The organism is Ensifer sp. GW821-FHT05G01 (genome assembly GCF_059419585.1).
On the sequence record NZ_JBWKSC010000010.1, the window covers coordinates 239,465 to 265,698 of the forward strand.

General features: G+C 62.4%; 27 protein-coding genes. 11 read left to right on the forward strand and 16 right to left on the reverse strand.

What is annotated here, in order from left to right; genetic code table 11:
• Positions 1–256 precede the first annotated feature (256 nt).
• Positions 257–1,759, forward strand: a complete 1,503-nt coding sequence (locus tag AC07UR_RS23535) for a replicative DNA helicase (RefSeq protein WP_115420622.1) — start codon at positions 257–259, stop codon at positions 1,757–1,759.
• 19 nt (positions 1,760–1,778) lie between these two features.
• Here the strand turns inward: AC07UR_RS23535 and AC07UR_RS23540 are convergent, their stop codons facing one another.
• From AC07UR_RS23540 to AC07UR_RS23550, 3 genes are all read right to left on the reverse strand, one after another.
• Positions 1,779–2,084 (reverse strand): AzlD family protein, encoded by a 306-nt coding sequence (locus AC07UR_RS23540; protein WP_209791170.1) that lies wholly within the window; start codon positions 2,082–2,084, stop codon positions 1,779–1,781.
• The gene (locus tag AC07UR_RS23545; protein ID WP_209791290.1) at positions 2,081–2,734 is read right to left on the reverse strand and encodes an AzlC family ABC transporter permease; all 654 of its coding nucleotides are present in this window, start codon (positions 2,732–2,734) and stop codon (positions 2,081–2,083) included. Before AC07UR_RS23545 ends, AC07UR_RS23540 begins: the two co-directional genes overlap by 4 nt.
• Positions 2,735–2,857: 123 nt before the next feature.
• Entirely contained in the window at positions 2,858–3,715 is an 858-nt protein-coding gene (locus AC07UR_RS23550; protein ID WP_494700202.1) for an AraC family ligand binding domain-containing protein, read from the reverse strand.
• Between the two features lie 154 nt (positions 3,716–3,869).
• Here AC07UR_RS23550 and alr point away from each other — a divergent pair, with 154 nt between their 5' ends.
• From alr to AC07UR_RS23575, 5 genes are all read left to right on the forward strand, one after another.
• On the forward strand, positions 3,870–5,009 hold the full coding sequence (gene alr, locus AC07UR_RS23555) for an alanine racemase (protein WP_209791168.1): 1,140 nt from the start codon (positions 3,870–3,872) through the stop codon (positions 5,007–5,009).
• A gap of 154 nt (positions 5,010–5,163) precedes the next feature.
• On the forward strand, positions 5,164–6,567 hold the full coding sequence (gene radA / locus AC07UR_RS23560; RefSeq protein ID WP_209791167.1) for a DNA repair protein RadA: 1,404 nt from the start codon (positions 5,164–5,166) through the stop codon (positions 6,565–6,567).
• A gap of 134 nt (positions 6,568–6,701) precedes the next feature.
• Positions 6,702–7,325 carry a CvpA family protein gene (locus tag AC07UR_RS23565; RefSeq protein ID WP_173419549.1) on the forward strand — a complete coding sequence of 208 codons (624 nt, stop codon included), beginning with the start codon at positions 6,702–6,704 and terminating at the stop codon, positions 7,323–7,325.
• Between the two features lie 144 nt (positions 7,326–7,469).
• Complete coding sequence (gene purF / locus AC07UR_RS23570; RefSeq protein ID WP_209791166.1) at positions 7,470–8,960, forward strand: amidophosphoribosyltransferase; 1,491 nt, start codon at positions 7,470–7,472, stop codon at positions 8,958–8,960.
• Positions 8,961–8,972: 12 nt separating this feature from the next.
• Positions 8,973–9,713, forward strand: a complete 741-nt coding sequence (locus AC07UR_RS23575; protein ID WP_209791165.1) for an SDR family NAD(P)-dependent oxidoreductase — start codon at positions 8,973–8,975, stop codon at positions 9,711–9,713.
• 76 nt (positions 9,714–9,789) lie between these two features.
• Here AC07UR_RS23575 and pssA read toward each other — a convergent pair whose 3' ends face one another.
• The 4 genes from pssA to AC07UR_RS23595 all read right to left on the reverse strand — a co-directional run bounded on the left by pssA (position 9,790) and on the right by AC07UR_RS23595 (position 15,387).
• Complete coding sequence (pssA, locus tag AC07UR_RS23580) at positions 9,790–10,662, reverse strand: CDP-diacylglycerol--serine O-phosphatidyltransferase (protein WP_209791164.1); 873 nt, start codon at positions 10,660–10,662, stop codon at positions 9,790–9,792.
• A 10-nt stretch (positions 10,663–10,672) separates the two neighbouring features.
• A complete protein-coding gene (locus tag AC07UR_RS23585) occupies positions 10,673–11,371 on the reverse strand; it encodes a phosphatidylserine decarboxylase (protein ID WP_209791163.1) in 699 nt (232 codons plus the stop codon).
• 113 nt (positions 11,372–11,484) lie between these two features.
• On the reverse strand, positions 11,485–13,377 hold the full coding sequence (locus AC07UR_RS23590; RefSeq protein ID WP_209791162.1) for an ABCB family ABC transporter ATP-binding protein/permease: 1,893 nt from the start codon (positions 13,375–13,377) through the stop codon (positions 11,485–11,487).
• A 213-nt stretch (positions 13,378–13,590) separates the two neighbouring features.
• Positions 13,591–15,387, reverse strand: coding sequence for a LysM peptidoglycan-binding domain-containing protein (locus tag AC07UR_RS23595; protein WP_209791161.1), 1,797 nt, complete (start codon positions 15,385–15,387; stop codon positions 13,591–13,593).
• 243 nt (positions 15,388–15,630) lie between these two features.
• Between AC07UR_RS23595 and AC07UR_RS23600 the strand changes: the two genes are divergently transcribed.
• Positions 15,631–16,251: an LOG family protein gene (locus tag AC07UR_RS23600; protein WP_173419542.1), complete on the forward strand. Its 621-nt coding sequence runs from the start codon at positions 15,631–15,633 to the stop codon at positions 16,249–16,251.
• A 73-nt stretch (positions 16,252–16,324) separates the two neighbouring features.
• On the opposite strand, the gene rarD is transcribed toward AC07UR_RS23600, so the two are convergent.
• The 8 genes from rarD to cysS form a co-directional block, all read right to left on the reverse strand.
• Positions 16,325–17,263, reverse strand: coding sequence for an EamA family transporter RarD (rarD, locus tag AC07UR_RS23605; protein WP_173419541.1), 939 nt, complete (start codon positions 17,261–17,263; stop codon positions 16,325–16,327).
• A 231-nt stretch (positions 17,264–17,494) separates the two neighbouring features.
• Positions 17,495–19,111 (reverse strand): citramalate synthase, encoded by a 1,617-nt coding sequence (cimA, locus tag AC07UR_RS23610; RefSeq protein WP_209791160.1) that lies wholly within the window; start codon positions 19,109–19,111, stop codon positions 17,495–17,497.
• A gap of 26 nt (positions 19,112–19,137) precedes the next feature.
• The gene (gene pip, locus AC07UR_RS23615; RefSeq protein WP_209791289.1) at positions 19,138–20,100 is read right to left on the reverse strand and encodes a prolyl aminopeptidase; all 963 of its coding nucleotides are present in this window, start codon (positions 20,098–20,100) and stop codon (positions 19,138–19,140) included.
• The gene (locus tag AC07UR_RS23620; protein WP_209791159.1) at positions 20,100–20,600 is read right to left on the reverse strand and encodes a GFA family protein; all 501 of its coding nucleotides are present in this window, start codon (positions 20,598–20,600) and stop codon (positions 20,100–20,102) included. The genes pip and AC07UR_RS23620 overlap by 1 nt, the downstream gene beginning before the upstream one ends.
• Positions 20,597–21,073: a GFA family protein gene (locus tag AC07UR_RS23625; RefSeq protein ID WP_173419538.1), complete on the reverse strand. Its 477-nt coding sequence runs from the start codon at positions 21,071–21,073 to the stop codon at positions 20,597–20,599. The genes AC07UR_RS23620 and AC07UR_RS23625 overlap by 4 nt, the downstream gene beginning before the upstream one ends.
• Positions 21,070–21,561: a GFA family protein gene (locus AC07UR_RS23630; RefSeq protein ID WP_173419537.1), complete on the reverse strand. Its 492-nt coding sequence runs from the start codon at positions 21,559–21,561 to the stop codon at positions 21,070–21,072. The genes AC07UR_RS23625 and AC07UR_RS23630 overlap by 4 nt, the downstream gene beginning before the upstream one ends.
• Positions 21,558–21,953, reverse strand: coding sequence for a VOC family protein (locus AC07UR_RS23635; RefSeq protein WP_209791158.1), 396 nt, complete (start codon positions 21,951–21,953; stop codon positions 21,558–21,560). The genes AC07UR_RS23630 and AC07UR_RS23635 overlap by 4 nt, the downstream gene beginning before the upstream one ends.
• Positions 21,954–22,063: 110 nt before the next feature.
• Entirely contained in the window at positions 22,064–23,455 is a 1,392-nt protein-coding gene (gene cysS, locus AC07UR_RS23640; RefSeq protein WP_209791157.1) for a cysteine--tRNA ligase, read from the reverse strand.
• Positions 23,456–23,874: 419 nt separating this feature from the next.
• On the opposite strand from cysS, the gene AC07UR_RS23645 reads away from it, so the two are divergent.
• Positions 23,875–24,021, forward strand: a complete 147-nt coding sequence (locus AC07UR_RS23645) for a hypothetical protein (RefSeq protein ID WP_494700201.1) — start codon at positions 23,875–23,877, stop codon at positions 24,019–24,021.
• A gap of 13 nt (positions 24,022–24,034) precedes the next feature.
• Here the strand turns inward: AC07UR_RS23645 and AC07UR_RS23650 are convergent, their stop codons facing one another.
• The gene (locus AC07UR_RS23650) at positions 24,035–24,814 is read right to left on the reverse strand and encodes an SOS response-associated peptidase (protein ID WP_209791288.1); all 780 of its coding nucleotides are present in this window, start codon (positions 24,812–24,814) and stop codon (positions 24,035–24,037) included.
• 58 nt (positions 24,815–24,872) lie between these two features.
• On the opposite strand from AC07UR_RS23650, the gene AC07UR_RS23655 reads away from it, so the two are divergent.
• The 3 genes from AC07UR_RS23655 to AC07UR_RS23665 all read left to right on the forward strand — a co-directional run bounded on the left by AC07UR_RS23655 (position 24,873) and on the right by AC07UR_RS23665 (position 26,224).
• Complete coding sequence (locus AC07UR_RS23655; protein WP_173420995.1) at positions 24,873–25,343, forward strand: NUDIX hydrolase; 471 nt, start codon at positions 24,873–24,875, stop codon at positions 25,341–25,343.
• Positions 25,343–25,795: a TIGR02301 family protein gene (locus tag AC07UR_RS23660; protein ID WP_209791156.1), complete on the forward strand. Its 453-nt coding sequence runs from the start codon at positions 25,343–25,345 to the stop codon at positions 25,793–25,795. The genes AC07UR_RS23655 and AC07UR_RS23660 overlap by 1 nt, the downstream gene beginning before the upstream one ends.
• A gap of 159 nt (positions 25,796–25,954) precedes the next feature.
• On the forward strand, positions 25,955–26,224 hold the full coding sequence (locus AC07UR_RS23665) for a hypothetical protein (RefSeq protein WP_115420638.1): 270 nt from the start codon (positions 25,955–25,957) through the stop codon (positions 26,222–26,224).
• Positions 26,225–26,234 lie beyond the last annotated feature (10 nt).

A 26,234-nucleotide genomic window follows, 5' to 3' on the forward strand; every position in this document is an offset into this window, starting at 1 on the left:
GCCGTTTTGAGCGCAGCGGCAAACGGCGCTAGAATTGAGGCCGTCGCGGGTCGCAGCGATTCGCAGCGTCAACGTCGTTTTTCAAGCGGGCATTATTTTTCGCACTTTTGTGACGCCAGCCTGTGGATCAGTCGAACAACGGGCAAAGGCAACGGGTCGCAGCACATGGCCAGCGACTGTGGCACTGCTGCACTTGACCGGCATGGACGCAGAGATCAAACCGGGTGCACACCAGAAAAGGCAGAGACGAACGACCATGAACGACGCAGCGCGAAAGCTAGCCCCTATCGGCAAGGACCAGTCGGACCAGCACTACCGCGAGGCGCCGAACAACCTTGAAGCCGAACAGGCGCTGCTCGGCGCGATCCTCGTCAACAACGATGCGTTCTACCGCGTCTCCGACTTTCTGAAGCCGGTCCACCTGTTCGAACCGTTGCACCGCCGCATCTACGAGGTTGCCGGCGATATCATCCGCATGGGCAAGACCGCCAACCCGGTGACGATCAAGACCTTTCTCAAGGCAGACGACAAGGTCGGCGACCTGACGGTCGCGCAGTATCTCGCGCGCCTTGCCGCCGGCGCCGTCTCGATCATCAATGCGGAAGACTATGGCCGCGCCATCTATGACCTGGCGCTGCGGCGTTCGCTGATCACCATCGGCGAGGACATGGTCAACATCGCTTTCGACGCTCCGCTCGACATGCCGCCGCAGGGCCAGATCGAAGACGCGGAGCGGCGGCTATTCGAGCTTGCCGAAACCGGCCGTTACGACGGCGGCTTCCAGTCCTTCAACGACGCGGTGGCGCTTGCCATCGACATGGCCGGCCAGGCTTTCGAACGCGACGGCAGCCTGTCGGGCATTTCGACCGGCATCCTTTCGCTCGATGCCCGCATGGGCGGTCTGCAGCGCTCGGACTTGATCGTGCTTGCAGGACGCCCCGGCATGGGCAAGACCTCGCTCGCCACCAACATCGCCTACAACATCGCTGCCGCCTATGATCCGGAGGTCCAGGCCGACGGTTCGTTCAAGGCGAAGAACGGCGGCGTCGTCGGCTTCTACTCGCTCGAAATGTCATCCGAACAGCTGGCCACCCGTATCATTTCCGAGCAGACCGAGGTTTCCTCCTCGAAGATCCGCCGCGGCGACATCTCCGAAGCCGATTTCGAGAAGCTCGTCGCCTGCTCGCAGATGATGCAGAAAGTGCCGCTGTTCATCGACCAGACCGGTGGCATCTCGATTGCCCAGCTCTCAGCCCGTGCCCGCCGCCTGAAGCGCCAGCGCGGCCTTGATTGCCTGGTCGTCGACTACATCCAGCTCATGACCGGCTCGGGCAAGTCGAGCGACAACCGCGTGCAGGAAATCACCCAGATCACCACCGGCCTGAAGGCGCTCGGCAAGGAGCTGAACGTGCCGATCATCGCGCTGTCACAGCTCTCCCGTCAGGTAGAAAGCCGCGAAGACAAGCGGCCCCAGCTCTCCGACCTTCGTGAATCGGGCTCGATCGAGCAGGACGCCGACGTCGTGCTCTTCGTGTTCCGTGAAGAATATTACGTGAAGAACCTCGAGCCGCGCGACGAGTTCGACCCAAAGTACGACGAGTGGAAGATGAAGATGGAGCAGGTGAAGGGCACGGCCGACGTGATCATCGCCAAGCAGCGTCACGGACCGACCGGCACCGTCAAGCTTGCCTTCCAGTCGGAATTCACCCGCTTTACCGATCTGGCCGATCCGTCCTTCACCCAGTACGAAGAACACTGAGCAAGCTTTGGGGGCGTCTTTACGCCCCCAAAACCATTCTGAGGATGGCCACGGTGACAACGCCGGCCGCGACGGCTGCGAGCAGCGGCAGGCGCATGGCGACCAGCGCCGTGACCACGGTCGCAATCGTTTCCGCCGGCCCGGTGACCAGCGCCGTCGGCGCAATCACCGCCATCAACACGGCTGGCGGGATTGCCTCAAGGGCGCGCCTCTGCGTCTCCCCGATCGTCACGAACCGAATGAGCACCAGCCCGCCGATGCGGGTGGCGATGGTGGCAATTGCCATCGCGAGGATGGCGAGAAACGTGTGCGGATCGACTGTCATGCGTGCGCCTCCTCGCGCCGGCGGCCGAGAAGCGCGACCGCAACCCCGGCGGCGGCACCGGCAGCGATATACCAGACGCCAGGAAGGAAATGGTGCGTCAGCACCGCAGCGGCGGCACTGGCGGCCAGCACCGCTCCGGTCTCGCGCCCCTTCCAGAAGCTCATCACCAGGACGATGAAGACCGCGGGAAAGGCAAAATCGAGCCCCGTCACCTTGGGATCGCCGAGGAAGGCGCCCAGCAAGGCGCCGGTAAGGCTCGTCGTCACCCAGACGAGATAGAAGGGCACGGCCAGCCCTGCGAACCACGCAGGCGTGAGCTTGCCTTCCTTCGCCCTCATCTCCGCCATCGCCCATATCTCGTCGGCGAGCAAAAGCATCGAGGCGTATTTCGCCGGGCCTGAGAACCCTTGCAGCTTGGCGCCGAGCGACGCGCTCATCAGCACATGCCTGACATTGACGAGCAGGGCCGAAAACGCGAGTGCTGCCCAGGAGGCCGGATGCGTCCAGATATCCATGGCCACGAATTGCGAGCCACCGGCAAAAACCAGCGCACTCATCAACGTCACCTCAACCCCCGAAAGACCCTTGCCGGCAGCAACCGCGCCGAAGACAAGCCCGATCGGCATGACCGCCACGATCAGCGGCGCCATCGCCATGGCCCCGGCTCTAAAATCTGGAAGGAATCCCGTATCGCTCAATGCCCTTGTCTCCCGATCAATCATGACCGGTGCACACCTAGGCGCAGTTTAGCGGGGCGTATTGAACGAAAGTGATCATCCGGCGCGGAAGGCGCCGGGTGTCACTCCGGTTCGGGCCTTGAAGTGCCGGGTAAAATGCGCCTGATCGGCAAAGCCGCATTGATAGGCGGTATCGACCGCCGACCAGCCATGCCGCAGCAGCGTCTTTGCCGCCCGGACCCGCTTGTCGGTGAGGAAGGCATGCGGCGTAATGTGGTACTGTCGCCGGAAGGCCCGGATCAGATGGGCACGGCTGAGGCCCGCGACCTTTGCCAGTTCGTCGAGGCCAATGTCTTCGGCATAATTCTCGGTCAGATAGTCGCGCGCCCGTTGCACCGCGGACTGTTCCCTTGTTTCGACCGGCACGATGATCGAACTGCCGTGCCGTTCGAACATGGTGGCCAGGACGCCAAACATGCGTTCTTCGGCCTCCAGCGCACCCGTCGCCTGCTCCAGCGCTTTGTGTGCGTGATAGAACGATTGAGCCAGATCCGGGTCGCGCAGCATCCGTTTCGAGAATGAGGGCGTTCCCTTGAACGGGCGCCCGGTGACGTCTTCCAGGATATTCACCAGAAGCTCGGTGCTCGGATAGACCATGCGGTAGCGATAACCGCCGCCGCCCGGGTGGCCGTCGTGGATCTCGTCCGGGTTGATGAGGTAGAAGTCGCCGGGTCCCGCCTGCGACCGTTCGCCCCTGATCTTGCTGATCTGCGAGCCCGCCTCGATCGCGCCGATACTGAACGTGTCATGCGCGTGCGGTGCAAACTCATGCGTGATGAAAGTCGCGGTCAGACACTCCATGCCGTCGAATCGGGTGTCCCGCCAGAATCGGGTCCGCTCCGCGCCTTCCAGCGGCATGACATCAAGGGCTTGTTCCTGCGAGATCGTATGCATGCAACGATCCTAGCGTCCGCAACGACAAGCGTCTTGCATAAAAGTGCTCTTCGCTCCTGCCTGCGACCCGAATGCCGCCATGCGGCAGGACGGCATTTGCGGGCAAGCGTGGTTGACTGTATTGCTTTTTGATCGTCCACGCAGAGTGCCAGGCATGCTCAGTCCAGAATTTCTCTCCGCCTCCAACCGGCTCACGATCGATCTCAATGCATTGGCAGACAACTGGCGCTCGATGAATGCCCGCTCGGGCAAGGCACGTGCCGCCGCGGTGCTGAAGGCCGATGCCTACGGCCTTGGGATCGTTGAGGCAGCACCTGCGCTTTATGCCGCAGGCGCCCGCGATTTCTTCGTTGCCAATGCCGAGGAAGGCGCCGACCTGCGGCCGCTGGTGCCCGAAGCCCGGATCTACATCCTGGCCGGCATGTGGCCCGGCAACGAGCCGCTGTTCTTCGACAACGATCTGGTGCCGGTGATCAACTCCGAGGAACAGCTGGCCGTTTTCATGGCCGCACTGTCCGAGCGTGGCGACCATCCTTGCGTGCTGCATGTCGATACCGGCATGAATCGGCTGGGGCTGACGGTCGAGGAAGCCGTTGCTCTTGCCAACGATCCGGCGCGCCCTGCCAGCTTTTCCCCCGTCCTGATCATGAGCCACCTCGCCTGTGCCGACGACCCGGGCAACCCGCTCAACGACTACCAGCTTCGGCGCTTCCGCGAAGCGACGGGCGCATTCGAAGGGGTCGACGCAAGCCTTGCCAACTCCGGCGGCGTCTTCCTCGGCAATGATTATCATTTCGAACTGACGCGCCCTGGGATCGCCGTCTACGGCGGCGAAGCGGTCAATGACGTTGTCAATCCGATGAAACCGGTGGTGACGGCTGAAGCCCGGATCATTCAGGTGCGCACCGTCGTCTCCGGCGGCCACGCGAGTTACGGAGCGTCCGCCCGTTTCAACCGCGACAGTCGCATCGCGACCGTTGCTGTCGGTTATGCAGACGGCTACCACCGGTCCGTCTCGGGTGGTGGCGTGACCCTCAGGCAAGCGACGCCTTCGGGCGCCTTCGGCTTCCTGCACGGACAGAAGGTGCCGCATGTCGGCCGGGTGACAATGGACCTCAGCCTCTTCGACGTCACCGACCTTCCGGAAAACGCGGTTCGCCCCGGCGACTACATCGAGTTGTTCGGTCGGCATATCGCCGTGGACGATGTGGCGCGCGCCGGCGGCACAATCGGCTATGAGATGCTGACGAGCCTCGGCCGCCGCTACGAACGTCACTATGTCGGTGCGGTCTGAGGCGGCTTTCCCGCTCCTTTACAGTCTGTCGCCGAAAATCACCTTTTGTTCCGCGTTTCGCGGCATTATGTGGAGGCGAAAGTGATTCTCCGATCACCGGTCGCATCGCCATTGGCGATGCGCTGAAGTCTCCGCACCGTGAAAGTCATATCCGATGGCGAAAGCCCGCACCCAATTCGTCTGCCAGAACTGCGGCACCATCCATACCCGCTGGGCCGGCAAATGCGAGGGCTGCGGCGAATGGAACACGATCATCGAAGACGACCCGACTGCCGGCATCGGCGGCGGCCCTTCGCGTGCACCGAAAAAGGGGCGTCCCGTCGCGCTCACCACGCTATCAGGCGAGATCGAGGATGCTCCGCGCATCCAGACCGGCATATCCGAGCTTGATCGCGCCACCGGCGGCGGCTTCGTTCGCGGCTCCGCCCTGCTCATCGGCGGTGATCCAGGCATCGGCAAGTCGACAGTGCTGATGCAGGCGGCTGCCGCCCTTGCCCGACAGAAGCACCGCGTCATCTACGTCTCCGGTGAAGAGGCCGTGGCCCAGGTGCGCCTGCGCGCCCAGCGGCTCGGTGCCGCCGACAGCGACGTTTTGCTCGCGGCCGAAACCAATGTCGAGGATATTCTCGCGACGCTTGCCGAGGGCAAGCGTCCCGACCTCGTCATCATCGACTCGATCCAGACGCTCTGGAGCGACATCGTCGATTCGGCCCCCGGCACGGTCACGCAGGTGCGCACCGGCGTGCAGGCGATGATCCGCTTTGCCAAGCAGACGGGTACCGCCGTCGTGCTCGTCGGCCACGTCACCAAGGAAGGCCAGATCGCCGGTCCCCGCGTTGTCGAGCACATGGTCGACGCCGTGCTCTATTTCGAAGGCGATCGCGGCCATCACTACCGGATCCTGCGAACAGTGAAGAACCGCTTCGGACCAACGGACGAGATCGGCGTCTTCGAGATGTCGGACAAGGGCCTGCGCGAGGTCGCAAACCCGTCGGAACTGTTCCTCGGCGAGCGCAACGAGAAATCGCCGGGGGCTGCCGTCTTTGCCGGAATGGAGGGCACGCGGCCGATCCTGGTCGAAGTGCAGGCGCTGGTGGCGCCGACCTCGCTTGGCACGCCGCGCCGCGCCATCGTCGGCTGGGACTCGGCTCGCCTTTCCATGATCCTTGCCGTGCTTGAAGCCCATTGCGGCGTCAGGCTCGGCCAGCACGATGTCTACCTGAACATCGCCGGTGGCTACCGGATTTCCGAACCTGCCGCCGACCTGGCTGTGGCTTCCGCACTGGTTTCGTCGCTTGCCGGGCTTGCCCTTCCGGCTGATTGCGTCTATTTCGGCGAAGTCAGCTTGTCGGGCGCCATCCGGCCGGTTGCGCATACCGCTCAACGCCTCAAGGAAGCCGAGAAACTCGGTTTCTCGCAGGCTGTTCTGCCGGCTGCCTCGACCGAATTGCCGAAGAATGGCAATGGCCGGTGGAGCGAGCTGGAAAGCCTGCCGGATCTGGTGGCGCGCATCGCGGGATCGCGAAACGCGCTGAGACCGGTAGAGGACGCAGATTGAAGGTGCGGGTGCTGCAAGCGGCTCCACGAGGCGGTTTCTGAGCAGGCTCACAACAATGCCCTGGATATCAGGCAGGGCCGACGGCGGATAGGCTTGAGGAGACCCGGACGAACCGGGTTCGGAGTAAGGACAAAATGCCCATTACAATTCTCGACGGTATCGTTCTCGGCGTCGCGCTGTTTTCAGCAATCCTGGCCATGGTCCGAGGCTTCTCGCGCGAGGTCCTGTCGGTTGCGAGCTGGGTGGGCGCTGCGGCAGCGGCCTACTTCCTCTACCCGCACCTCCTGCCCTATGCCAAGCAGTACACCAGCAGCGACACGGTCGCGCTGATCGGCTCGGCGGCAGTGATCTTCCTGGTCGCGCTCATCATCATTTCCTTCATCACCATGCGGATTGCCGATTTCATCATCGACAGCCGCATCGGCGCGCTTGACCGCACGCTTGGCTTTCTCTTCGGTGCCGCACGCGGCATCCTGCTCGTGGTCGTCGCCATGCTGTTCTTCAACTGGCTGGTCGCTCCGCAGCAGCAGCCGGGCTGGGTTACGCAGGCGAAGTCCAAGCCGCTGCTCGACAATCTCGGCAACAAGCTGATTGCGCTCCTGCCCGAAGAAGCCGACGCCACCATCCTCGACCGCCTGCGCGGCAAGGACACGACCGGCGAAGGCGAAGGCGAGGCGCCGGCTGGAACGCCCGGACAGGCACCGTCGGGTTCGCCCGACCAGGCGCCGGTTGACGACGCCCCGGCCACCAACGGCTGAGACATGGAAAAACTGCCGACAAAGCCCGCTGCGCGGGCTTTGTCCTTTTGGGAATAACGCTTGTGTCCGTTTTCAGCTAATATCGCTTGAAGACGGCGGGCCTGATCACGATATGCGCACCGGCACGGAGCAAAGGCGACTGTGATGACCGATCTGAGATCCAAGGAAATCCATGACGAAATCGATGGTGATACCCTGCACGAAGAGTGCGGCGTGTTCGGCATCCTGGGGCATCCGGATGCCGCCGCGCTGACGGCGCTCGGCCTGCACGCGCTCCAGCATCGCGGCCAGGAGGCCGCCGGTATCGTCACCTTCGACGGCAAGCAGTTCTGCACGGAAAAGCGCATGGGCCTTGTCGGCGACCACTACACCGACCCCGCGACCCTGGCAAAGCTCCCGGGCTTCATGTCCATCGGCCACACGCGCTACTCGACAACAGGCGAAGTGGCGCTGCGCAACGTCCAGCCGCTGTTTGCCGAGCTGCATGAAGGCGGCATCGCGATCGCCCATAACGGCAACTTCACCAACGGCCTGACGCTGCGCCGCCAGATCATCTCGGATGGTGCCATCTGTCAGTCGACCTCCGATACCGAAGTCGTCCTTCACCTCATCGCCCGCTCGAAGCACGCTTCGACCACCGACCGCTTCGCGGATGCGATTGCGCAGGTCGAAGGTGGCTACTCGATGCTGGCGCTGACCCGCACCAAGCTGATTGCCGCCCGTGACCCGCACGGCATCCGTCCGCTCGTCATGGGCGAACTCGATGGCAAGCCGATCTTCTGCTCGGAAACCTGCGCACTCGATATCATCGGCGCCAAGTTCGTGCGCGACGTCGAGAATGGCGAAATCATCATCTGCGAGATCCAGGCCGACGGCTCGATCTCGATCGATGCCCGCAAGCCTGTCGCCCCGCAACCGGAGCGGCTCTGCCTGTTCGAATACGTCTACTTCGCCCGTCCGGATTCCGTCGTCGGCGGCCGCAACGTCTATGTCGCGCGCAAGAACATGGGCCAGAATCTTGCCAAGGAAGCGCCTGTCGAAGCCGATGTCGTCGTGCCGGTTCCCGATGGCGGCACGCCCGCTGCGATCGGCTACGCGCAGCAGAGCGGCATCCCCTTCGAACTTGGCATCATCCGCAACCATTATGTCGGGCGCACCTTCATCGAGCCGACGCAGCAGATCCGCGCCTTCGGCGTCAAGCTGAAGCACTCGGCCAACCGTGCGATGATCGAGGGCAAGCGCGTCGTGCTCGTCGACGATTCGATCGTTCGCGGCACCACCTCGGTCAAGATCGTGCAGATGATCCGCGATGCCGGCGCACGCGAAGTGCATGTGCGCGTTGCCAGCCCGATGATCTTCCACCCCGATTTCTACGGCATCGACACACCGGATCGCGACAAGCTGCTCGCCAACCAGCATGCCGACCTCGCTTCCATGTGCCGCTTCATCGGTGCGGATTCGCTCGAATTCCTGTCGATCGACGGCCTTTACGAAGCTGTCGGCGGCGAAAAGCGCGATCCGAAGGCACCGCAGTTCACCGATCACTATTTCACCGGGGACTATCCGACCCGCCTTCTCGACCAGGAAGGCGCCAGCAATGTCCGCAAACTCTCGGTTCTCGCCAGCAACGGATAATCAGACAATAAAATGACGATCAATTTGAAAGACCGGGTCGCCGTCGTCACCGGCGCATCGCGCGGTATTGGCTATTTCACGGCCCTCGAACTCGCCAAGGCTGGCGCCCATGTCGTCGCCTGCGCCCGCACCGTCGGCGGCCTCGAAGAGCTTGATGACGCGATCAAGGCGGTTGGCGGCTCGGCCACTCTCGTTCCCTTCGACCTTGCCGACATGGCCGCAATCGACAAGCTCGGCGGCGCCATCAACGAGCGCTGGGGCAAGCTCGACATCATGGTCGCCAATGCCGGCGTGCTCGGCACCATCTCGCCGATCGGCCATGTCGAGGCCAAGGTGTTCGACAAGGTCATGACCATCAACGTCAACGCGACCTGGCGGCTGATCCGCACGCTCGAGCCGTTGCTGATCAAGTCCGATGCCGGACGTGCGCTCATTCTTTCCTCAAGCGCTGCCCACAAGTGCAAGCCGTTCTGGGGACCCTACTCCGCCTCCAAGGCCGCCGTCGAGGCGCTCGCGCGCACCTGGGCCGCAGAGACGCAGCGGCTGCCGCTGCGCATCCTCAGCGTCGATCCGGGCGCCACCCGCACCGCCATGCGCGCACAGGCGATGCCTGGAGAGGACCCGGAAACCGTGCCGCATCCGTCCGAAGTGGCGGCTCAGCTTCTGCCGCTGATCGGCCCAGACCAGACCGAAACCGGCAAGCTCTATATCGTTCGCGAAAACAAGATCGTCGACTACCGCCTGCCGGAGTAGCGGCTGCCACAAACCCGGAATCAAAAAGGCCACCGTGTTTCCACGGTGGCCTTTTTGTTTGTGCGGCCGCTCAGGCTTAGTCCTTGTCGCCCGGCAGTCCGTCACCGCCGTGGGCGGGATGGGCGGGCCAGTCGCCGCCATACTTGCGCTGCCACGAGCGCGCGCCGAACGGCAGCGTGATCAGATAACCAAGAGCGGTCACCGCCATCGTCTCCCATGTGTAGGTCATCAGCGTCGCGACATAGAACACGACGACGAGAATGACCGGCAGCACGAGATCGCGGCGCACGCGGCTTTCCGACTTGCCCGACCAGACCGGCAGACGGCTGACGAGCAGGAAGGCAATCAGCACGGTGTAACCCGATGCGATCAGCGCCATGGTGCGTTCAGGCGCCAGGCCAAGCAGGCCGAGATAGACCGGCAGCAGCACCAGCATGGCGCCTGCCGGTGCCGGCACGCCGACAAAGTACTCCGACTGCCACGCCGCCTTGGACTGGCGCTCGGCCATGACATTGAACCGCGCCAGCCGCAGGCCGCAGGCGATCGCGTAGACCAACGCCGCGATCCAGCCGATCGAGCGGGCCTGATCGAGGATGAAGACGTAGAGAACCAGCGCCGGTGCAACGCCGAAGTTGATGATATCGGCAAGCGAATCCATCTGGCCGCCGAAATTCGACGTCGCCTTCAAAAGACGGGCGACGCGGCCGTCGATGCCGTCGAGAAAGGCGGCAAGCAACACCATGGCGACGGCGAGTTCGATGCGGTTTTCAAACGCAAGCCTGATGCCGGAGAGACCCGCGCAGATCGCGAGCACGGTGATCATGTTCGGGATCATCAGGCGCAGCGGTATCTCGCGCAGCCGCGGGCCGCGGCCGGTGTCGTTGGAACCATTCGCCTCGTCCGCCACTTTCGGCGGTTCGGCTGGGTTTTCCTGTTGAGGACCTTCCATAGGGGCTCCTTTAAGCGCGACGGCTGATGACCGGGCCCTTGGACGAGCCGAATTCGGCCAGCACGGTTTCACCGGCAATCGCGGTCTGGCCGAGGCTGACGCGCGGTTCGACACCTTCCGGCAGGAAGACGTCAAGGCGCGAGCCGAACCGGATGAGGCCAAAACGCTCGCCGGCGTCGAGCGAGGCGTTTTCATACTTCCAGCACATGATGCGGCGGGCAACGAGGCCGGCGATCTGCACCACGCCGATGGCGCCGTGCTTCGTCTGTATGACGAGACCGTTGCGTTCATTCTCGTGGCTGGCCTTGTCGAGCTCGGCGTTGACGAACTTGCCGGCGCGATAGGCGATGCGGCTGATGCTGCCGGCCATCGGCGCACGGTTCACATGGCAGTTGAAGACATTCATGAAGACAGAGATGCGCAGCATCGGCTCTGAACCGAGACCCAGTTCTTCCGGCGGCGTCACCATGGCGATCGACGACACGCGGCCATCGGCCGGGCTGATCACCAGATCGTCGTCGATCGGCGTCATGCGCTCGGGATCACGGAAGAAATAGGCGCACCAGGCGGTGAGCAGGAAGCCGATCCACATCAACGGCTCCCACAGGAAGCCCAGCGCCAGCGACACGACGAAGAAGATCGCGATGAAGCGATAGCCTTCCTTGTGCACCGGGACCAGCGTGTTGCGCACCGTATTGACCAAGCTCATGAACTCTACTCCAGATTTGCTGTGGAACGTGACCTAGCGCGAAATGCCGCCTACGGCAACGCCGCCCGCCCGACAGCGACAATACGCGTCGTGATCAGCCAATGGGCATGCCGTCATAAGGCCGGCTCGCCACGCGTGACGATGCCCAGATCATCGCTCTCGCGTACACGCTTCAATTGTTCTTCCGCCTGGGTCGCCTCACGCTGGCGGCTCCACATGGAAGCATAAAGTCCGCTGCGATCGATCAGTTCCCCGTGCGTGCCTCGCTCGGCGATGACGCCATCCTTCAGCACGATGATCTCGTCGGCATTGATCACCGTCGAAAGCCGATGAGCGATGACCAGAGTCGTGCGGTTGCGCGATACGACATCGAGCGCCGACTGGATTTCTTGTTCGGTGCGGGTGTCGAGCGCCGAGGTTGCCTCATCGAGAATGAGGATCGGCGGCGCCTTCAGGATCGTACGGGCGATGGCGACACGCTGTTTTTCGCCACCGGAAAGCTTCAAGCCCCGTTCGCCGACCATTGCCTGGAAGCCTTCGGGAAGCGATTGGATGAAGGTGGCGATCTGTGCCGCCTCGGCCGCAGCCACGACCTCCTCCTCGGTCGCCGAAACGCGCCCGTAGCGAATATTGTAGGCGATGGTGTCGTTGAACAGTACCGTATCCTGCGGCACCATGCCGATGACCGCACGCAGGCTCTTCTGCGTCACATCGCGCACATCCTGCCCGTCGACGGTGATCGTGCCCTGCTGCACGTCGTAGAAGCGATAGAGAAGTCGCGACAGCGTTGATTTGCCGGCGCCCGAAGGGCCGACGACGGCAACGGTCTTGCCGGCCGGAACCTCGAACGAAATGCCCTTGAGGATCGGCCGCTTCGGATCATAGGCGAAGTGAACGTCGTTGAAGGCGATTGCCCCGTTGGCAATGGCAAGCTGACGCGCATCCGTGCGGTCGACCACTTCGGCTTCCACGTCGAGCAGATCGAACATGTGTTCGATGTCGGTCAGGCCCTGACGGATCTCGCGATAGACGAAACCGATGAAATTGAGCGGAATGGCCAGCTGGATCAGCATGGCGTTGATGAAGACGAAGTCGCCGAGGGTCTGTTCACCGCGCTGCACCGCAAGCGCGGACATGATCATCATGACGGCGGTGCCCGCACCAAAGATCATCGCCTGGCCGAAGTTGAGCCAGCCGAGCGAGGTCCAGACCTGGGTCGCGGCCTTCTCATAGCGCTCCATCGATCTGTCGAAGCGTTTGGCTTCCATCTCTTCGTTGCCGAAATATTTGACGGTCTCGAAGTTCAGGAGCGAGTCGATCGCCTTGGTATTGGCGTCGGTGTCGCTGTCGTTCATCGAGCGACGGATGGCGATGCGCCAGTCGCTCGCCTTGACGGTGAACCAGATATAGAGACAGACGGTGATGCCAGTGACCAGCAGGTAGCTGAAACCGTAGCCCCACCAGAAGATCACCGCGGTCAGCAGGAATTCGATCAGCGTCGGAACGCTGTTCAGGATGGTGAAGCGAACGATCGTTTCGATGCCCTTGGTGCCGCGCTCGATCACCCGGGACAGGCCGCCGGTGCGCCGCTCCAGATGGAAGCGCAACGACAGCTGGTGCATGTGCACGAAGGTCTTGTAGGCCAGTTGCCGGACCGCATGCTGGCCGACGCTGGCAAACAGCGCGTCACGCAGCTGGTTGAGCCCCGCCTGCAGCAGGCGCGCGAGGTTATAGGCAAGCACGAGCATGACCGCGCCGCCGAGGAACTGCGGCAGAAAGCCCAGCGCATCCGGCTTGTTGTTCAGCGCATCCGTCGCCCATTTGAAGAAATAGGGAACGAGGATCAGCACCACCTTGGCAATCACCAGAATGATCGTCGCCCAGACGACCCGCAGCTTCAGATCGGCTCTATCCGAAGGCCACATATAGGGCCACAGGTTGACGATGGTCCGAAACGGGTTGCTCGTATCGGCGGAAATCGTCTTCGTCTGGTTCGCAGGTGCCACGTCTTGATCCGCTTTCACTCATTCGCTCACGCTGACGGACTGTCGGTCCATCATCGCCGCGCAATTATGGCTTGGCGCCCTAACCTTGGAAAAGGTCATCGGGCCCCATCGTCGCCATCCAATGAAAAGCGGCGCCTCGTTGAAGGCGCCGCCTTGGTTGACAGATAGGTCTGCGTCGACACCACGGCAATGCAACGGGTATCGATGATCAGCCTATTGTTCGTGTTTCATGTGCTTCTTGTGAATTTCCCGTGACTCTTCGTCGGAAAGTGCCTGGTCAGGAACGCCGAAGACCTGACCCGGACGGATCCGATCGGGATTTTCGATCTGTTCCTGGTTGGCGAGGTAGATCGTGGTGTAGCGAACGCCCGCACCATAGACGCGCCGCGAGATCTGCCAGAGCGTATCGCCGCGGCGGATGATGACGGAGTTCTTGCTTTCCTTCAGCGGCGCCTGCTCCACCGTTTCCGGCTGGGCCGGGCTTTCCGTGGTAGCCATCGAAGGCTGCGCAGCCGCGACGTCATTGGCAATCGAGCTACCGGCACCCTTGACCTTCGACGCACCGGAAGCCTCGGCGACCTCGCCCGACACGGCCGGTTCGGCCGCGGCGGTCACCGCCGGCGTTGCGCTGCCGCGCTCGGCGAGGATGGCGCCGACCGATGCCTCGACCTTGCCAAGTGCCGCTGCGACACTCGGGGCATCCTGCGGAGCATCCTTCAGCACGGCCAGCGCGTCGGCTGCAGCCTTCGCCGTCCGGGCGACTTCATCAGCCAACGCCTGATCGGAATTGTCAGTGAGCCTGAAATCGGCCAGCGACTTCAGGGCAAATTCGCTTGCAGAACGGGCTGCAGCCAGCTGCTCGCCCGTCGGCACCTTGCCGTCGGCGAACAGCCCCTTCAAGAGCGCGAGCGCCTTGCCGGCCTCCGCTCGCAAGCCATCGAGCCCGGCCGTTGCGGCGGCCGAAACCGGACCGGCAACGGCTGCGACTTGGGCACCTGCCGGCCGGTCAAACGGTACGGATGCGCGCATTACAACCTTGCTTGCATCTTCGCTCAGCATGTCGGCGCGTATGATGTGGCTGCCAACCGAAAGCTCGATCTGGCCGTCGACGACAAAGTGGCCTTTGTCGTCGGCCTTCATTTCACCGAGCAGTTTGTCGTCTGCATAGATGCGAACCAGAGCGCCGGGCTTCGCACTACCGGCGACGAACATCTTCGCGCCTTCGATCTCGACGGCGGTCACCTGCAGCCCCGCGGCCCCACTCGGCTTTGCCGTGTTGGCGCTAGCATCGTTCGTCGTTTGCGGCGTTGCCGACGCCACGTCGGCAGGTGTCGCGGCAGCCGGCTGCGAGGCGGGCGTGTCGGTCGTCTGCGTGGCACTCCCAAGAGCGTCGGGCGTGGTGAGCAGGCGGCTGGCTTCGCCTGGCTTGGAGACCATGGCAAGCAGTTGGCCGGTCGCATCCTTCGGTACGGAAACCGTCGCGACCTCTTGCGAAGTCTTGGCAACGCCGTCTTCTCCGACGGCGCGCAAGGTCAGCTGGTAGTCGCCGGCCGGAAGCGGCGTGTCAAAGACGGCGGCAAAGTCGCCGGTCACGCCGACGTCGGCCGTTCCGACGACGGTGGTGCCGTTGAGAATCTCGAGCTTGGAGCCTGGTGCGGCATGGCCGGCAACAACGGTCGATCCATCAGGCTCGACGCGCAGAACGTCAAAACCGGGAATGGACGCGTCCATGGCGGGAGGCTTCACTTCAGCAGTGCTTGCGACCGGTTGCGGCTCCGCCACCTTTGCGGCGTCATCGGACTTCGCGGCAGTCTCGGTGCTTGCGGCCGGAGTGGGCTGAGGTCCTCCGGTCGACGATGCCGCGTCACCGGTTTGGGCCGGAGCACTTGCCGTGCCATCGGCTGACGCTTCCTTGCCGCCACGCAAATTCGGTTGAACTACAAAAACCATCAACGCTGTTGCTGCCGCAAGGACAGTAAGGGCCACCCAGCCGGCCTTGTTCTTGATCATGCCACTCTCCACAGGAGCGGAGCTAAGCTCCGCGCATGCCCTCTCATCGGCCTAAGGCGCGGGGCTTGCGCAATCATTATAGCGCAACTGCGAGCTACCCGCCCAATTTCTTCAATCGATCCCTGAAATTGCTAGCGATTCCTAGTGTAGCAGACAAGAAGCCGCCCCTTCCGCAAGTGCCGTGAACTAAGCTTTCCCCTCATTTTTCTTGACCCTTGCTGCGCTGCAATGTTTTTTGACCGGATGAACACTGAAACAGGTACGATTCGATCCATCTGCGTCTACTGCGGCTCACAGCCCGGACGCGACCCGATTTACATGGAAGCCGGCCGCGCGCTCGGCCGCTCGATCGCCGACCATGGCCTCAGGCTGGTCTATGGCGGCGGCACCCGGGGCATCATGGGAGCGGTCGCAAGCGGCGTGCTTTCCAATGGCGGCGAGGTCACCGGCATCATCCCCGAGTTCCTGATGGACAAGGAAGCGACACGCCATTCGCTCGGCCAGCTCAACGAACTGATCGTCACGGCCGACATGCACGAGCGCAAGCACACCATGTTCGAGCGGGCCGATGCGTTCGTGGCACTGCCGGGCGGTATCGGCACGCTTGAAGAGATTGTCGAGATCATGACCTGGGCGCAGCTCGGGCGTCACCGCAAGCCGATGGTCTTCGGTAACATGAACGATTTCTGGAAGCCGATGCTGGACCTCTTGCAGCATATGCGCGACGAAGGCTTCGTGCACACCGCCCACCTCGTCCAGCCGCTCGTCGTCGAGCGGGCCGAGGACATCGTGCCGGCAATTCTCGCCGCGGCTGGCGGTGCAAACGGTCGCGAAGGCGAAGCCGAGATAATCTCTCGCCTCTAGGCCCAGACTATCTCCCCTAAAACCAAAAAGGCGCGCCTGCCGGGCGCGCCTTTTTTATGCTTACAGCAATCGCTTATTCAGCTGGGCTGACCTGTTCGGCCCGACGGGCCCGGCTCTGTGCCAGCATGGCGCCGGAATAGATGACGAGGGCTGCCCAGATCAGCGCGAAGGCGATCAGCTTTGCAGTTCCAAAGGGCTCGTGGAAGACGAAGACGGCGATCAGGAAGATCATCGTCGGCGCAATGTATTGCATGATGCCGATGGTCGACAGCCGCAGCAGCTTGGCGCCGTTGGCATAGATCATCAGCGGAATGGCGGTGACGATGCCGCAGGACAACAGCCACAGCACGTCCGTCATGCCGGTATCGCCGAAATGCCCCTGGCCGGTCGTTTCGAGCCAGATGATGTAGCCGATCGCCGGAATGCTGAGCAGCAGAACCTCGAGGAAGAAGCCCTGGTTCGGCCCGATCGGCAACGTCTTGCGGAAGAAGGCGTAGAAGCCCCAGGAGAGGCAGAGCCCGATCGACACCCAGGGCAGACCTCCGGCATCGAAGGCGAGAACGGCAACGGCGGCTGCCGCCAGCGCGATCGCCACCATCTGTGCCGGGCTCGGCTTTTCCTTCAGAAGCAGAGCACCGAGGAAAATCGAAAACAGCGGATTGATGTAGTAGCCGAGCGCGGTCTCGATCGCCCGGCCCGCACCGATCGCCCAGACATAAATGCCCCAGTTGATGGTGATGAGCACGGCTGTCAGCGCCGCCATGCGCAGCATCCTCGGCGAGCGAAGCGCGACCTTGACGTCTTCCGTGCGCCCGAGCCAGACGAGCACGAGACCTGCGAGCGGAACCGACCAGACGATACGGTGCGCCACCACTTCCGGCGCCGGGATATGGGCGATCGCCTTCATGAAGAAGGGCAGGAATCCCCAGAGCAGATAGGCCGTCAGCGCAAAGGCGAAGCCTTGAGCGGAATCGGTGTTTTCTGCGGGTACTTTCGCGTTCGGCTCGGCCATGGTGTTTTTCCTGGTGTATTCGCCGGAGGCTATCGTGGCGTTGACGCCCGCTCCGGTCGCAATCGAAGGCGTAGCCTCAGCGACTAACGAACCCTTCCATAGGGCGTCGTACTCCAATGACCCTCAATGCACCAATTCATTTCCGTGAACGGATGGTGAATTTTGCTCATACTTTGGGCAGGAGCGGGCCGCCATCAACGCCCCCTTGCCCTTTTTACTCGGAACGACGCGCTATTCGGCGGCGATCAGCCCGACATGATCACGGTTCTTCAGGAGCTTGAAGATGATACTGTCCATTAGCGCCTGGAACGAGGCGTCGATGATGTTGTCGGAGACCCCCACCGTCCACCAGCGCGCGCCCGTGCCATCGGTCGATTCGATCAGAACGCGGGTGATCGCCTCGGTCCCGCCGTTGAGGATACGAACCTTGTAGTCCGCAAGCTCGAGGTCCTCGATTTCGGACTGGTACTTGCCGAGATCCTTGCGCAGCGCCAGGTCGAGCGCGTTGACCGGGCCGTGGCCCTCGGCAACCGACATCATGGTCTCGCCATCGACAATGACCCGGACCACCGCTTCCGATACGGTCTTCAGGTGGCCGTTGGCGTCGAAGCGACGTTCGACCATCACCCGGAAACTTTCGACGTGGAAGAAATCCGGCACCGTTCCAAGGATGCGGCTTGCCAGCAGTGCGAAGCTCGCGTCGGCACCTTCATAGGCATAGCCGGTCGCCTCGCGTTCCTTGACGATCGCGATCAGCTTGTCGAGCTTGGGATCGTCCTTGCTCACAACGATGCCGCGGCGCTTCAGCGCATTGATGAAGTTCGCCTTGCCGCCCTGGTCCGACACCATGACCTTGCGCAGATTGCCGACGATTTCGGGAGCAATATGCTCATAGGTGCGCGGATCCTTCAGGAGCGCCGAGGCATGAATGCCGGCCTTGGTGGCGAACGCCGAGGCACCAACATAGGGCGCCTGCATGTCAGGCGAACGGTTCAACAGCTCATCGAAGGCATGCGAGAGCTTGGTCAGCTCCAACAGACGGTCGGCATCGATCGCCGTTTCGAACCGGCCCGAATAGATTTCCTTCAGCGCCAAGGTCGGGATCAGCGTCACCAGATTGGCGTTGCCGCAGCGCTCGCCAATGCCGTTCAGCGTCCCCTGGATCTGGCGGACGCCGGCCTCGACGGCTGCAAGCGAATTGGCAATCGCCTGGCCCGTGTCGTTATGGGCGTGGATGCCGAGATTGGCGCCGGGCACGCCAGCCGCGATGACAGCCGAGACGATCTCGCGCACTTCATGCGGCTGCGTACCGCCATTGGTATCGCACAGCACGATCCAGCGCGCACCCGCTTCGAAGGCTGCCTTGGCGCAGGCGAGTGCATAGGCGGGGTTCGCCTTGTAGCCGTCGAAGAAATGCTCGCAGTCGACCATCGCCTCGCGGCCGGCCCCGACGACGGCTGCGACCGACAGGCTGATGTTGTCGAGATTTTCCTCGTTGGTACAGCCGAGCGCCACGGCCACGTGATAATCCCAGCTCTTGGCCACGAGACAGATCGCATCGCTCTTTGCTTCGAGCAGGGCGGCAAGGCCCGGATCGTTCGAGGCGGAAACGCCGGCGCGCTTGGTCATGCCGAAGGCGACGAAGGACGCCTTCTTCGTGCGACGGCGCTTGAAGAACTCGGTGTCGGTTGGGTTCGCCCCGGGATAACCGCCTTCGACATAGTCCATGCCGAAATCGTCGAGCAATGCGCTAATCGCGATCTTGTCCTCGACGGAAAAGTCGATGCCGGGCGTCTGTTGCCCGTCCCGTAGCGTCGTGTCGAAGAGATAGATGCGTTCCCTGGTCATGGCTCGTTTCCAATAATGCTCAGTCGTTACTCGGTCTTGCCTGCATATGTGTCCGTCGCGCGGATCAGCCGGTCGAGGATACCGGGCTCGGAATAGGCGTGCCCTGCCCCCTCGATCAGGTGGAACTCGGCTTCCGGCCAGGCCTTGTGCAATTGCCAGGCATATTTGGCCGGGCATGGCATGTCGTAGCGTCCCTGGATGATGACGCCGGGGATGCCGTGCAGGCGATGGGCGTCGCGCAGCAATTGGCCATCTTCCAGCCAGCCGGCATTGACGAAGAAGTGGTTCTCGATGCGGGCGAAGGCATCGGCGAACTCGTCCTCCTCGAAGCGGCCGCTGGTCGACAGTTCCGGAAGCAGCGTAATCGTCTCGCCTTCCCAGATGCTCCAGCTCTTGGCCGCCGCAAGCCGCGTCGCCCTGTTATCGCTGGTCAGACGCCGGTGGTAGGCATGCATCATCTCGTGGCGCTCGTTCTCCGGGATCGGCGCGATGAAGCGCTCCCATTTGTCCGGAAACATTTCCGAGACACCGAACTGATAGTACCAGTCGAGCTCTGCCTTGGTGAGTGTATAGATCCCGCGCAGCACCAGTTCGGTGACGCGCTCGGGGTGCTTCTCCGCATAGGCGAGCGCCAGCGTCGATCCCCAGGAGCCGCCGAACACCAGCCACCTCTCAACGCCGGCGATCTGACGCAGACGTTCGATATCGGCGACGAGGTGCCACGTGGTATTGGCTTCGATCTCCGCATGCGGCGTCGACTTGCCACAACCGCGCTGGTCGAACAGCGTCACGTCGTAGAGCACCGGGTCGAACAGCCGGCGATGGTTCGGCGAGATCGTGCCACCGGGACCGCCATGCAGGAACACGGCCGGCTTGGCACCTGGGGTGCCCACCCGTTCCCAATAGACCGAATGACCGTCGCCGACGTCGAGTTGGCCCGACGCATAGGGTTCGATCTCAGGGTAAAGCGTACGCAATTCAGCAGTCATCATCTGTCTTTCATCGGTGGCCAGTGCACCGTGTCGTAATCGGGATGCTGGCGGTTGGTTTCGAGCACGAGCAGATGTCGGGTGGCCGACAGTTCGCTGCCGTCGTCGCTCTGCCGTTCGGGAAGCTTCGCCAGCCGCGAAAACCAGATCATGCGCGATTCCACGCCCGACTGATAAACCGGCGGCAAGTCGTCCGGATCGTCGAGTGAACCGAGCACGATGTTGAGGAAATCCTCGTCCGGCATGTCATAGAACAGCGGCGTTCCGCAATCGTGGCAGAAGCCGCGGCGCACCAGATGCGAGGAGCGGAACCACGAGGGTTGCCCGCGGGTGATGTCGAAATTGTCGCGGGCGATGTTGGCGAGCGGCATGAAGTAGTTGCCGGACGCCTTCTGGCACATGCGACAGTGACAGATATGCGCATCCGCCAGCACGCCTTCGGCGCGGTAGCGAACCGCTCCGCACTGGCAGCCGCCGGTAAAGATGCGCGCAATCGTCATTTGAACACTCCAGGCTCGTGCCACTGCTCAGTCTCGTGATCGGGATGCTGGAAGGAGATGATGCTCTCCTGCCGGCTATAGAAATCCGGATCCGTCAGCGCCGGCTGGTCGAATATAGTCTCGACCCAAGGAAGCCGCGAAGCGTAGTTGACCTGGATTTGCGGCGCCAGATCACTGCGATCGTCGAAGGTGCCGATGGCAATCTCCAAGCCGCCGGGATGGCGATAGATCATCGGCGTGCCGCATTTCGCGCAGAAGCCGCGATCGATATTGACCGAGGACTGGAAATAGCTCGGGGCGTCTCGGGTCCATTCGACGCCGTCCTTCGGCGCCGTCACCAGCGCGGAAAAGAAAGAGCCGAACTGCTTCTGGCACATGCGGCAATGGCAGATCGACGGACGGCCGAGCTGACCGCGGATGCGGAAGCGCACAGCACCGCATTGGCACCCGCCTGTTCGAACAGTCTCCGTCATTTCTTGTCCTCCGGGGGCCAGGTTTCAGTGTCATGATCGGGATGCTGGTAGGAAACGAGATCGGCAAGGAATGACACCGCCTCGGCATCGGCCATCGTCTCTTCTCCCGGAAGCTCGGGAACCTTGTCGACATAGGGCAGCTTGGCCTCGATGCCCCACTGGATCGTCGGCACGATGCCCTGCGGCTCGTCGAAGGCGGCGATCGCCAGCGCCATGCCGTCGGGCGCCTCGTAGGTCAGCGGCGTGCCACAATCGCCACAGAACCCGCGCCAACCAAAATTGGACGACTGGAAGCGTTTGCGTTCGCCGCGTGTCCAGGTGACGGTTGCGCCGCGCACCGACACCAGCGGCAGGTAGAAGTTTCCGCTCGCCTTCTGGCACATGCGGCAATGGCAGACGGACGCGTCGCCAAGAACGCCCTCGACACGGAAGCGCACGGCACCGCACTGGCAGCCGCCGGTGTAATGCGGCCTGTTGTCGAGGCTCATCGCGACGTCTCCTCAGGCGGGGCATGGCAGACCGCCTCGATATTGTTGCCGTCGGGATCGAAGACGAAGGCGCCATAATAATCCGGGTGGTAATGCGGGCGCAGGCCCGGCTTGCCGTTGTCGCGGCCGCCGGCGGCAAGAGCCGCCTCATAAAAGGCATCGACTTCGCTGCGGCTGCGCGCCGTGAAAGCATAGTGCCGGCCCGGACCGGCAGCGGCCTCATGAAGCCAGAAGACCGGGCGTTCGCGACCATAGCCGCCGACTTTGACCCCGCCGGTATGCTCCGGCGGCACCATCATCAGGAACGATGCTCCCAGAGGTGCGAATGCGCTGTCGTAGAACGATTTCGCCCGGTCGAAATCCGCGACCGAAATGCCAGTATGATCGATCATTGCACGAACTCCTCCCTCATCGCCCTTGCTTCACCCCGCCATGCCGCGATCGCCGTCCCCGGCCCTAACACCAGTGGTCACTGACGAGGGCAAGGAATGGCGGACGCATTTCATCGCTTCACGTCCCACGTCGTCACGCGTTCGCCGGTCGCCGGGTCCTTGCCGTCCTTGAGCTGGATGCCCTGAGCCAGCAGATCGTCGCGGATCCTGTCGGCAGCGGCGAAATCCTTGGCTTTGAGCAATTCCAGACGCGCCCGCACGCGGCCATCGACTTCGTGAACGACGGCTTCGTCGAGTTCGACCGCCTGCGGCACGATGCCGAGCAGTGACGCGCTTGCAGCAAAGCTGCCCTTGAACGCCGGATCACCAGCCGCCTTCTGCGCCAGTGCATGCAGCGCCTGGACAGCCGCCACCGTGTTCAAGTCATCCGACAGCGCTGTGACGATCGATGGGTCGACCTCGCCCTTGGCGTCGCCCGGCACCGGCCATTTCGACAGCAGATGCTCGGCCTCTTCCAGCCGCTTGATCGAAAAGTCGATCGGCTCGCGGTAGTGGGTCATCAGCATGGCAAGGCGCAACACGTCGCCCGGCCATTTCCGGCCGCCGAACTTTTCAGTGTGCAGCAACTCAAAGATGGTGACGAAGTTGCCTTCGGACTTCGACATCTTGCGGCCTTCGACCTGCAGGAAGCCGTTGTGCATCCAGACATTCGCCATCACATCCGTGCCGTGAGCGCAACGCGACTGGGCGATCTCGTTTTCGTGGTGCGGGAAGATGAGATCGAGCCCGCCGCCGTGGATATCGAAAACCTCGCCGAGGTAACGCCCGCTCATGGCCGAGCACTCGATGTGCCAGCCCGGACGGCCCCTGCCCCAAGGGCTGTCCCAGCCGGGTTCGTGATCGGCCGAAAGTTTCCAGAGCACGAAATCGCCGGGATGCTTCTTGTGCGCCTCGACGGCGACGCGGGCACCGGCCTGCTGCTCGTCGAGATTGCGCTTGGAAAGTTGCCCGTAGTCCGGCATCGACTTGGTATCGAACAGCACCTCGCCGCCGGCCTTATAGGCATGGCCCTTGGCGATCAGCTTGTCGATGATGTCGATCATCTGCGGAATGTTGTCCGTCGCGCGCGGCTGCACGTCAGGGTCAAGGCAACCGAGTGACTTGGCATCTTCAAGGAATTGCGTCTCGGTCTTCTCGGTCACATGCCGGATCGCCTCGTTCAGCGGCAGGCCGGGATAGTCGCGCAACGCCCGCGCGTTGATCTTGTCATCGACGTCGGTGATGTTGCGAACATAGGTGACCTTCTGCTCGCTGTAGAAATGGCGAAGCAGCCGGAACAGGATATCGAAGACGATGACCGGACGCGCATTGCCGATATGGGCATAGTCGTAGACGGTCGGGCCGCAGACATACATGCGGACATTGTCGGGATCGATCGGTTTGAAATCGACCTTCTCCCGTGTCAGCGTGTTGTACAGCTTAAGTGTCGGCACTCCGCCCATTCCAAATCTCCAATACGCATGCAACCGTCAGAAATACGGCGCCCGGGAGGCCCGCGCGTTTGTCATCTTGGATTTCGGGAGACGAAAACGGCCAGGCCAGCGGAGCGCTAGCGAATAATCTTCCGGCAGATAATGCAGGTAACCGTTTTCATGGGCTCACTTATCGCGCTTCGCATGGCGTCGGTCAAGTGGTCAGCGGCCTGCGAAGCACAGCCGACTATCAAGACGCTGACATGGTCATGGATTTGTCATGATTTGGCTTATCTGGGATCGCCACGCGGGAAGGAGATTCGCGGCGCAGTTTGGCCCTGCGCCATGATTCCTGTCTCCGGAGAAGCCGAGGAGGAGCATCGTTGTGGTTTACACAAGCGACAACGATGAGTTTCCGGTCCAGGGAAAGCATCAAGGAGTGCATGCACGTGAAGGCCGCCAAGACCACCGATATCGCCAAGACATCCGCAGATCTCGTTCAACAGTATCGCCCGCTCGGCCTGAAAGCCGTGCTTGCCGCTGCCCTGCAGATAAAGGCAAAACCCGCGGCCAAGCTGAAGAAGCAGCCCGCCTGAGGACTGACCGGCATCAGAACAGGGACATTTGCCCGTCGTCGGGCTTGTCCCCGTTCTTGTCGTTCTTTGCCGGCACCTTCGGCACCACCTGCGGGACGACCGCTTCCTGAATATCCGGCCCGGCATTCGCCACCTTGTTGACCTTGTCGGAAACGGGGATCGCCTCGAAATAATCTTCCGGTGCCGGCACCATCAGATCGAGCACGTCGCGCGGCTCCTGGGTCTTGCAGTCCAGCCAGCGGGCGAAATCTTCCGGCTGGATGACCACCGGCATGCGGTCGTGAATGGGCGCGATTGCCGGATTGGCGCTCGTCGTCAGCACTGCGCCGGTGTCGACCTCGGAACCGTCTGGGGAAGACCACGTCTCCATCAGGCCGGCAAAGGCAACGATACCGCCCTTGCGCGGGCGGATCCAGTAGGCCTGTGATGCCTCGCCGCTGCCCTTGGCGGGACGATGCCATTCGTAGAAGCCGGACGCCGGGACGAGCACGCGACGGTGGCGCATCGCCGCGCGAAAAGACGCCTTCTCGATCGCCGTCTCGGCGCGGGCATTGATCAGAAGTGGAAAATCCCTGGGGTCCTTGACCCAGCCGGGCGTAAAGCCCCAGCGAACCAGAAGCGCTCTGCGCTCAGGCAGGTTGCTGCCGGGCCCGCCGCCATCAGCTGCCACGACGACGATGATCGGCTGCGTGGGCGCAATATTGAAGCGCGCCGGAAAGTCATCGCTTTTCAGCAGGCCGAACAGTTCGATCAATTCTTCCGGCGTCGCCGTCAGCGCAAAACGTCCGCACATGACATGGATGTGGCACTTCACGTAGGATGGGTCAACAATACCGATCGAAATTGATTCCATCATGCCGAAGTCACCCGAACTCGCCTCCTCCGTCATTCTCGAACGCGATGGCCGTTACCTCTTGGTGCGACGTGCCAATCCGCCTTCGGCTGACATGTACGCGTTTCCGGGCGGCCGCGCCGAGCCGGGTGAAACGCCGGAAGAGACGGCCTTGCGCGAATTGCTGGAAGAGACCGGCATTCGCGCCTGCAATCCCGCCCTTTTCGAAACTTACGACCTGCCGGGCAAGGAATCGGAGGGACGCCATTTCTTCCTCTCCGTCTTCAGAGCGCAGGCGGACGCAACCGCGGTCGCGATCGCAAGCGACGACGCGGCCGGGCTTGGCTGGTTCACGCCGGACGAGATCTTCGCGCTTCCCATCCCTGACAGCGTTCGCGAATGCGTGGAAAAACTGGTGGCCGACGCCGTGACAAACGCAAAGACTGGCGTGCGCCTTGAAACAGCCGTCGATTCGGACTTGATGGGATGATGACATTCGGCCCTACGATCATCCGCCTGACCGTGACGACCCTCGTGCTCGCCACGGCCACGGCCACTGCCGCGCAGAAAACGGCGGCACCGCCGCAGGACAAGGCGCAGGTGCAAGCACCCGCACCCGTTGTCGTCGAAGAAAAACCGACTCCCTACGACCAACGGCTGATTCGCCTCGCCGAGGTCCTTGGATCGGTCCACTATTTGCGCAATCTCTGCGTCAAGGAGCCTGAAGACGTCTGGCGGCGCTCGATGCAGGCTTTGATCGACAAGGAAACGGTCAATGAGGCCAAAAGGCGCGAGAGGATGACCGCCGCCTTCAACCGCGGGTATCGTACCTTTGCCTCTGTTTACACGACTTGCACACAGCCGGCGATCGTCGCCGAACAGCGATATCGTGCCGAAGGAGCAACACTTGCGTCAGAAATCGTCGCCCGCTTTGGAAATTAGCAATAAATTAACCTCTTTTCTCACGACCCCGTGTCGTTTCGGGAAAAGGCTGCTAATTTCGTTAAGAGAGTGGTAAGAAGTGACAACCGGGTCACGGTCGTTCAGTTGAGGTTCAGCGGAACGACGTTAAAGTGAGCCACTTGCAGCAATGGAAGTCGCATGGAACGAATGATGGAACCAAGCCTGACCGACATCGATGACATGATCGTCCACGAGAAAATGCAGGCAGCGCTGGAACACCAGAACGAAGCCTGGGCGGACGGCATGGCTGATGGCATCGAGCCAGAGATCATCGCCGATGCGGCCATCGCTCTAGCCATGCGGGAAACCGTTCGGCTTCATGGTGAAGACGGTGCGGAAGCGATGCTCAATTCGCTTCGCGAGCGCATGCTCGCCGGTGAATTTTCGCCCCAACGCTCGCTTCAGTAATTATCAGGAC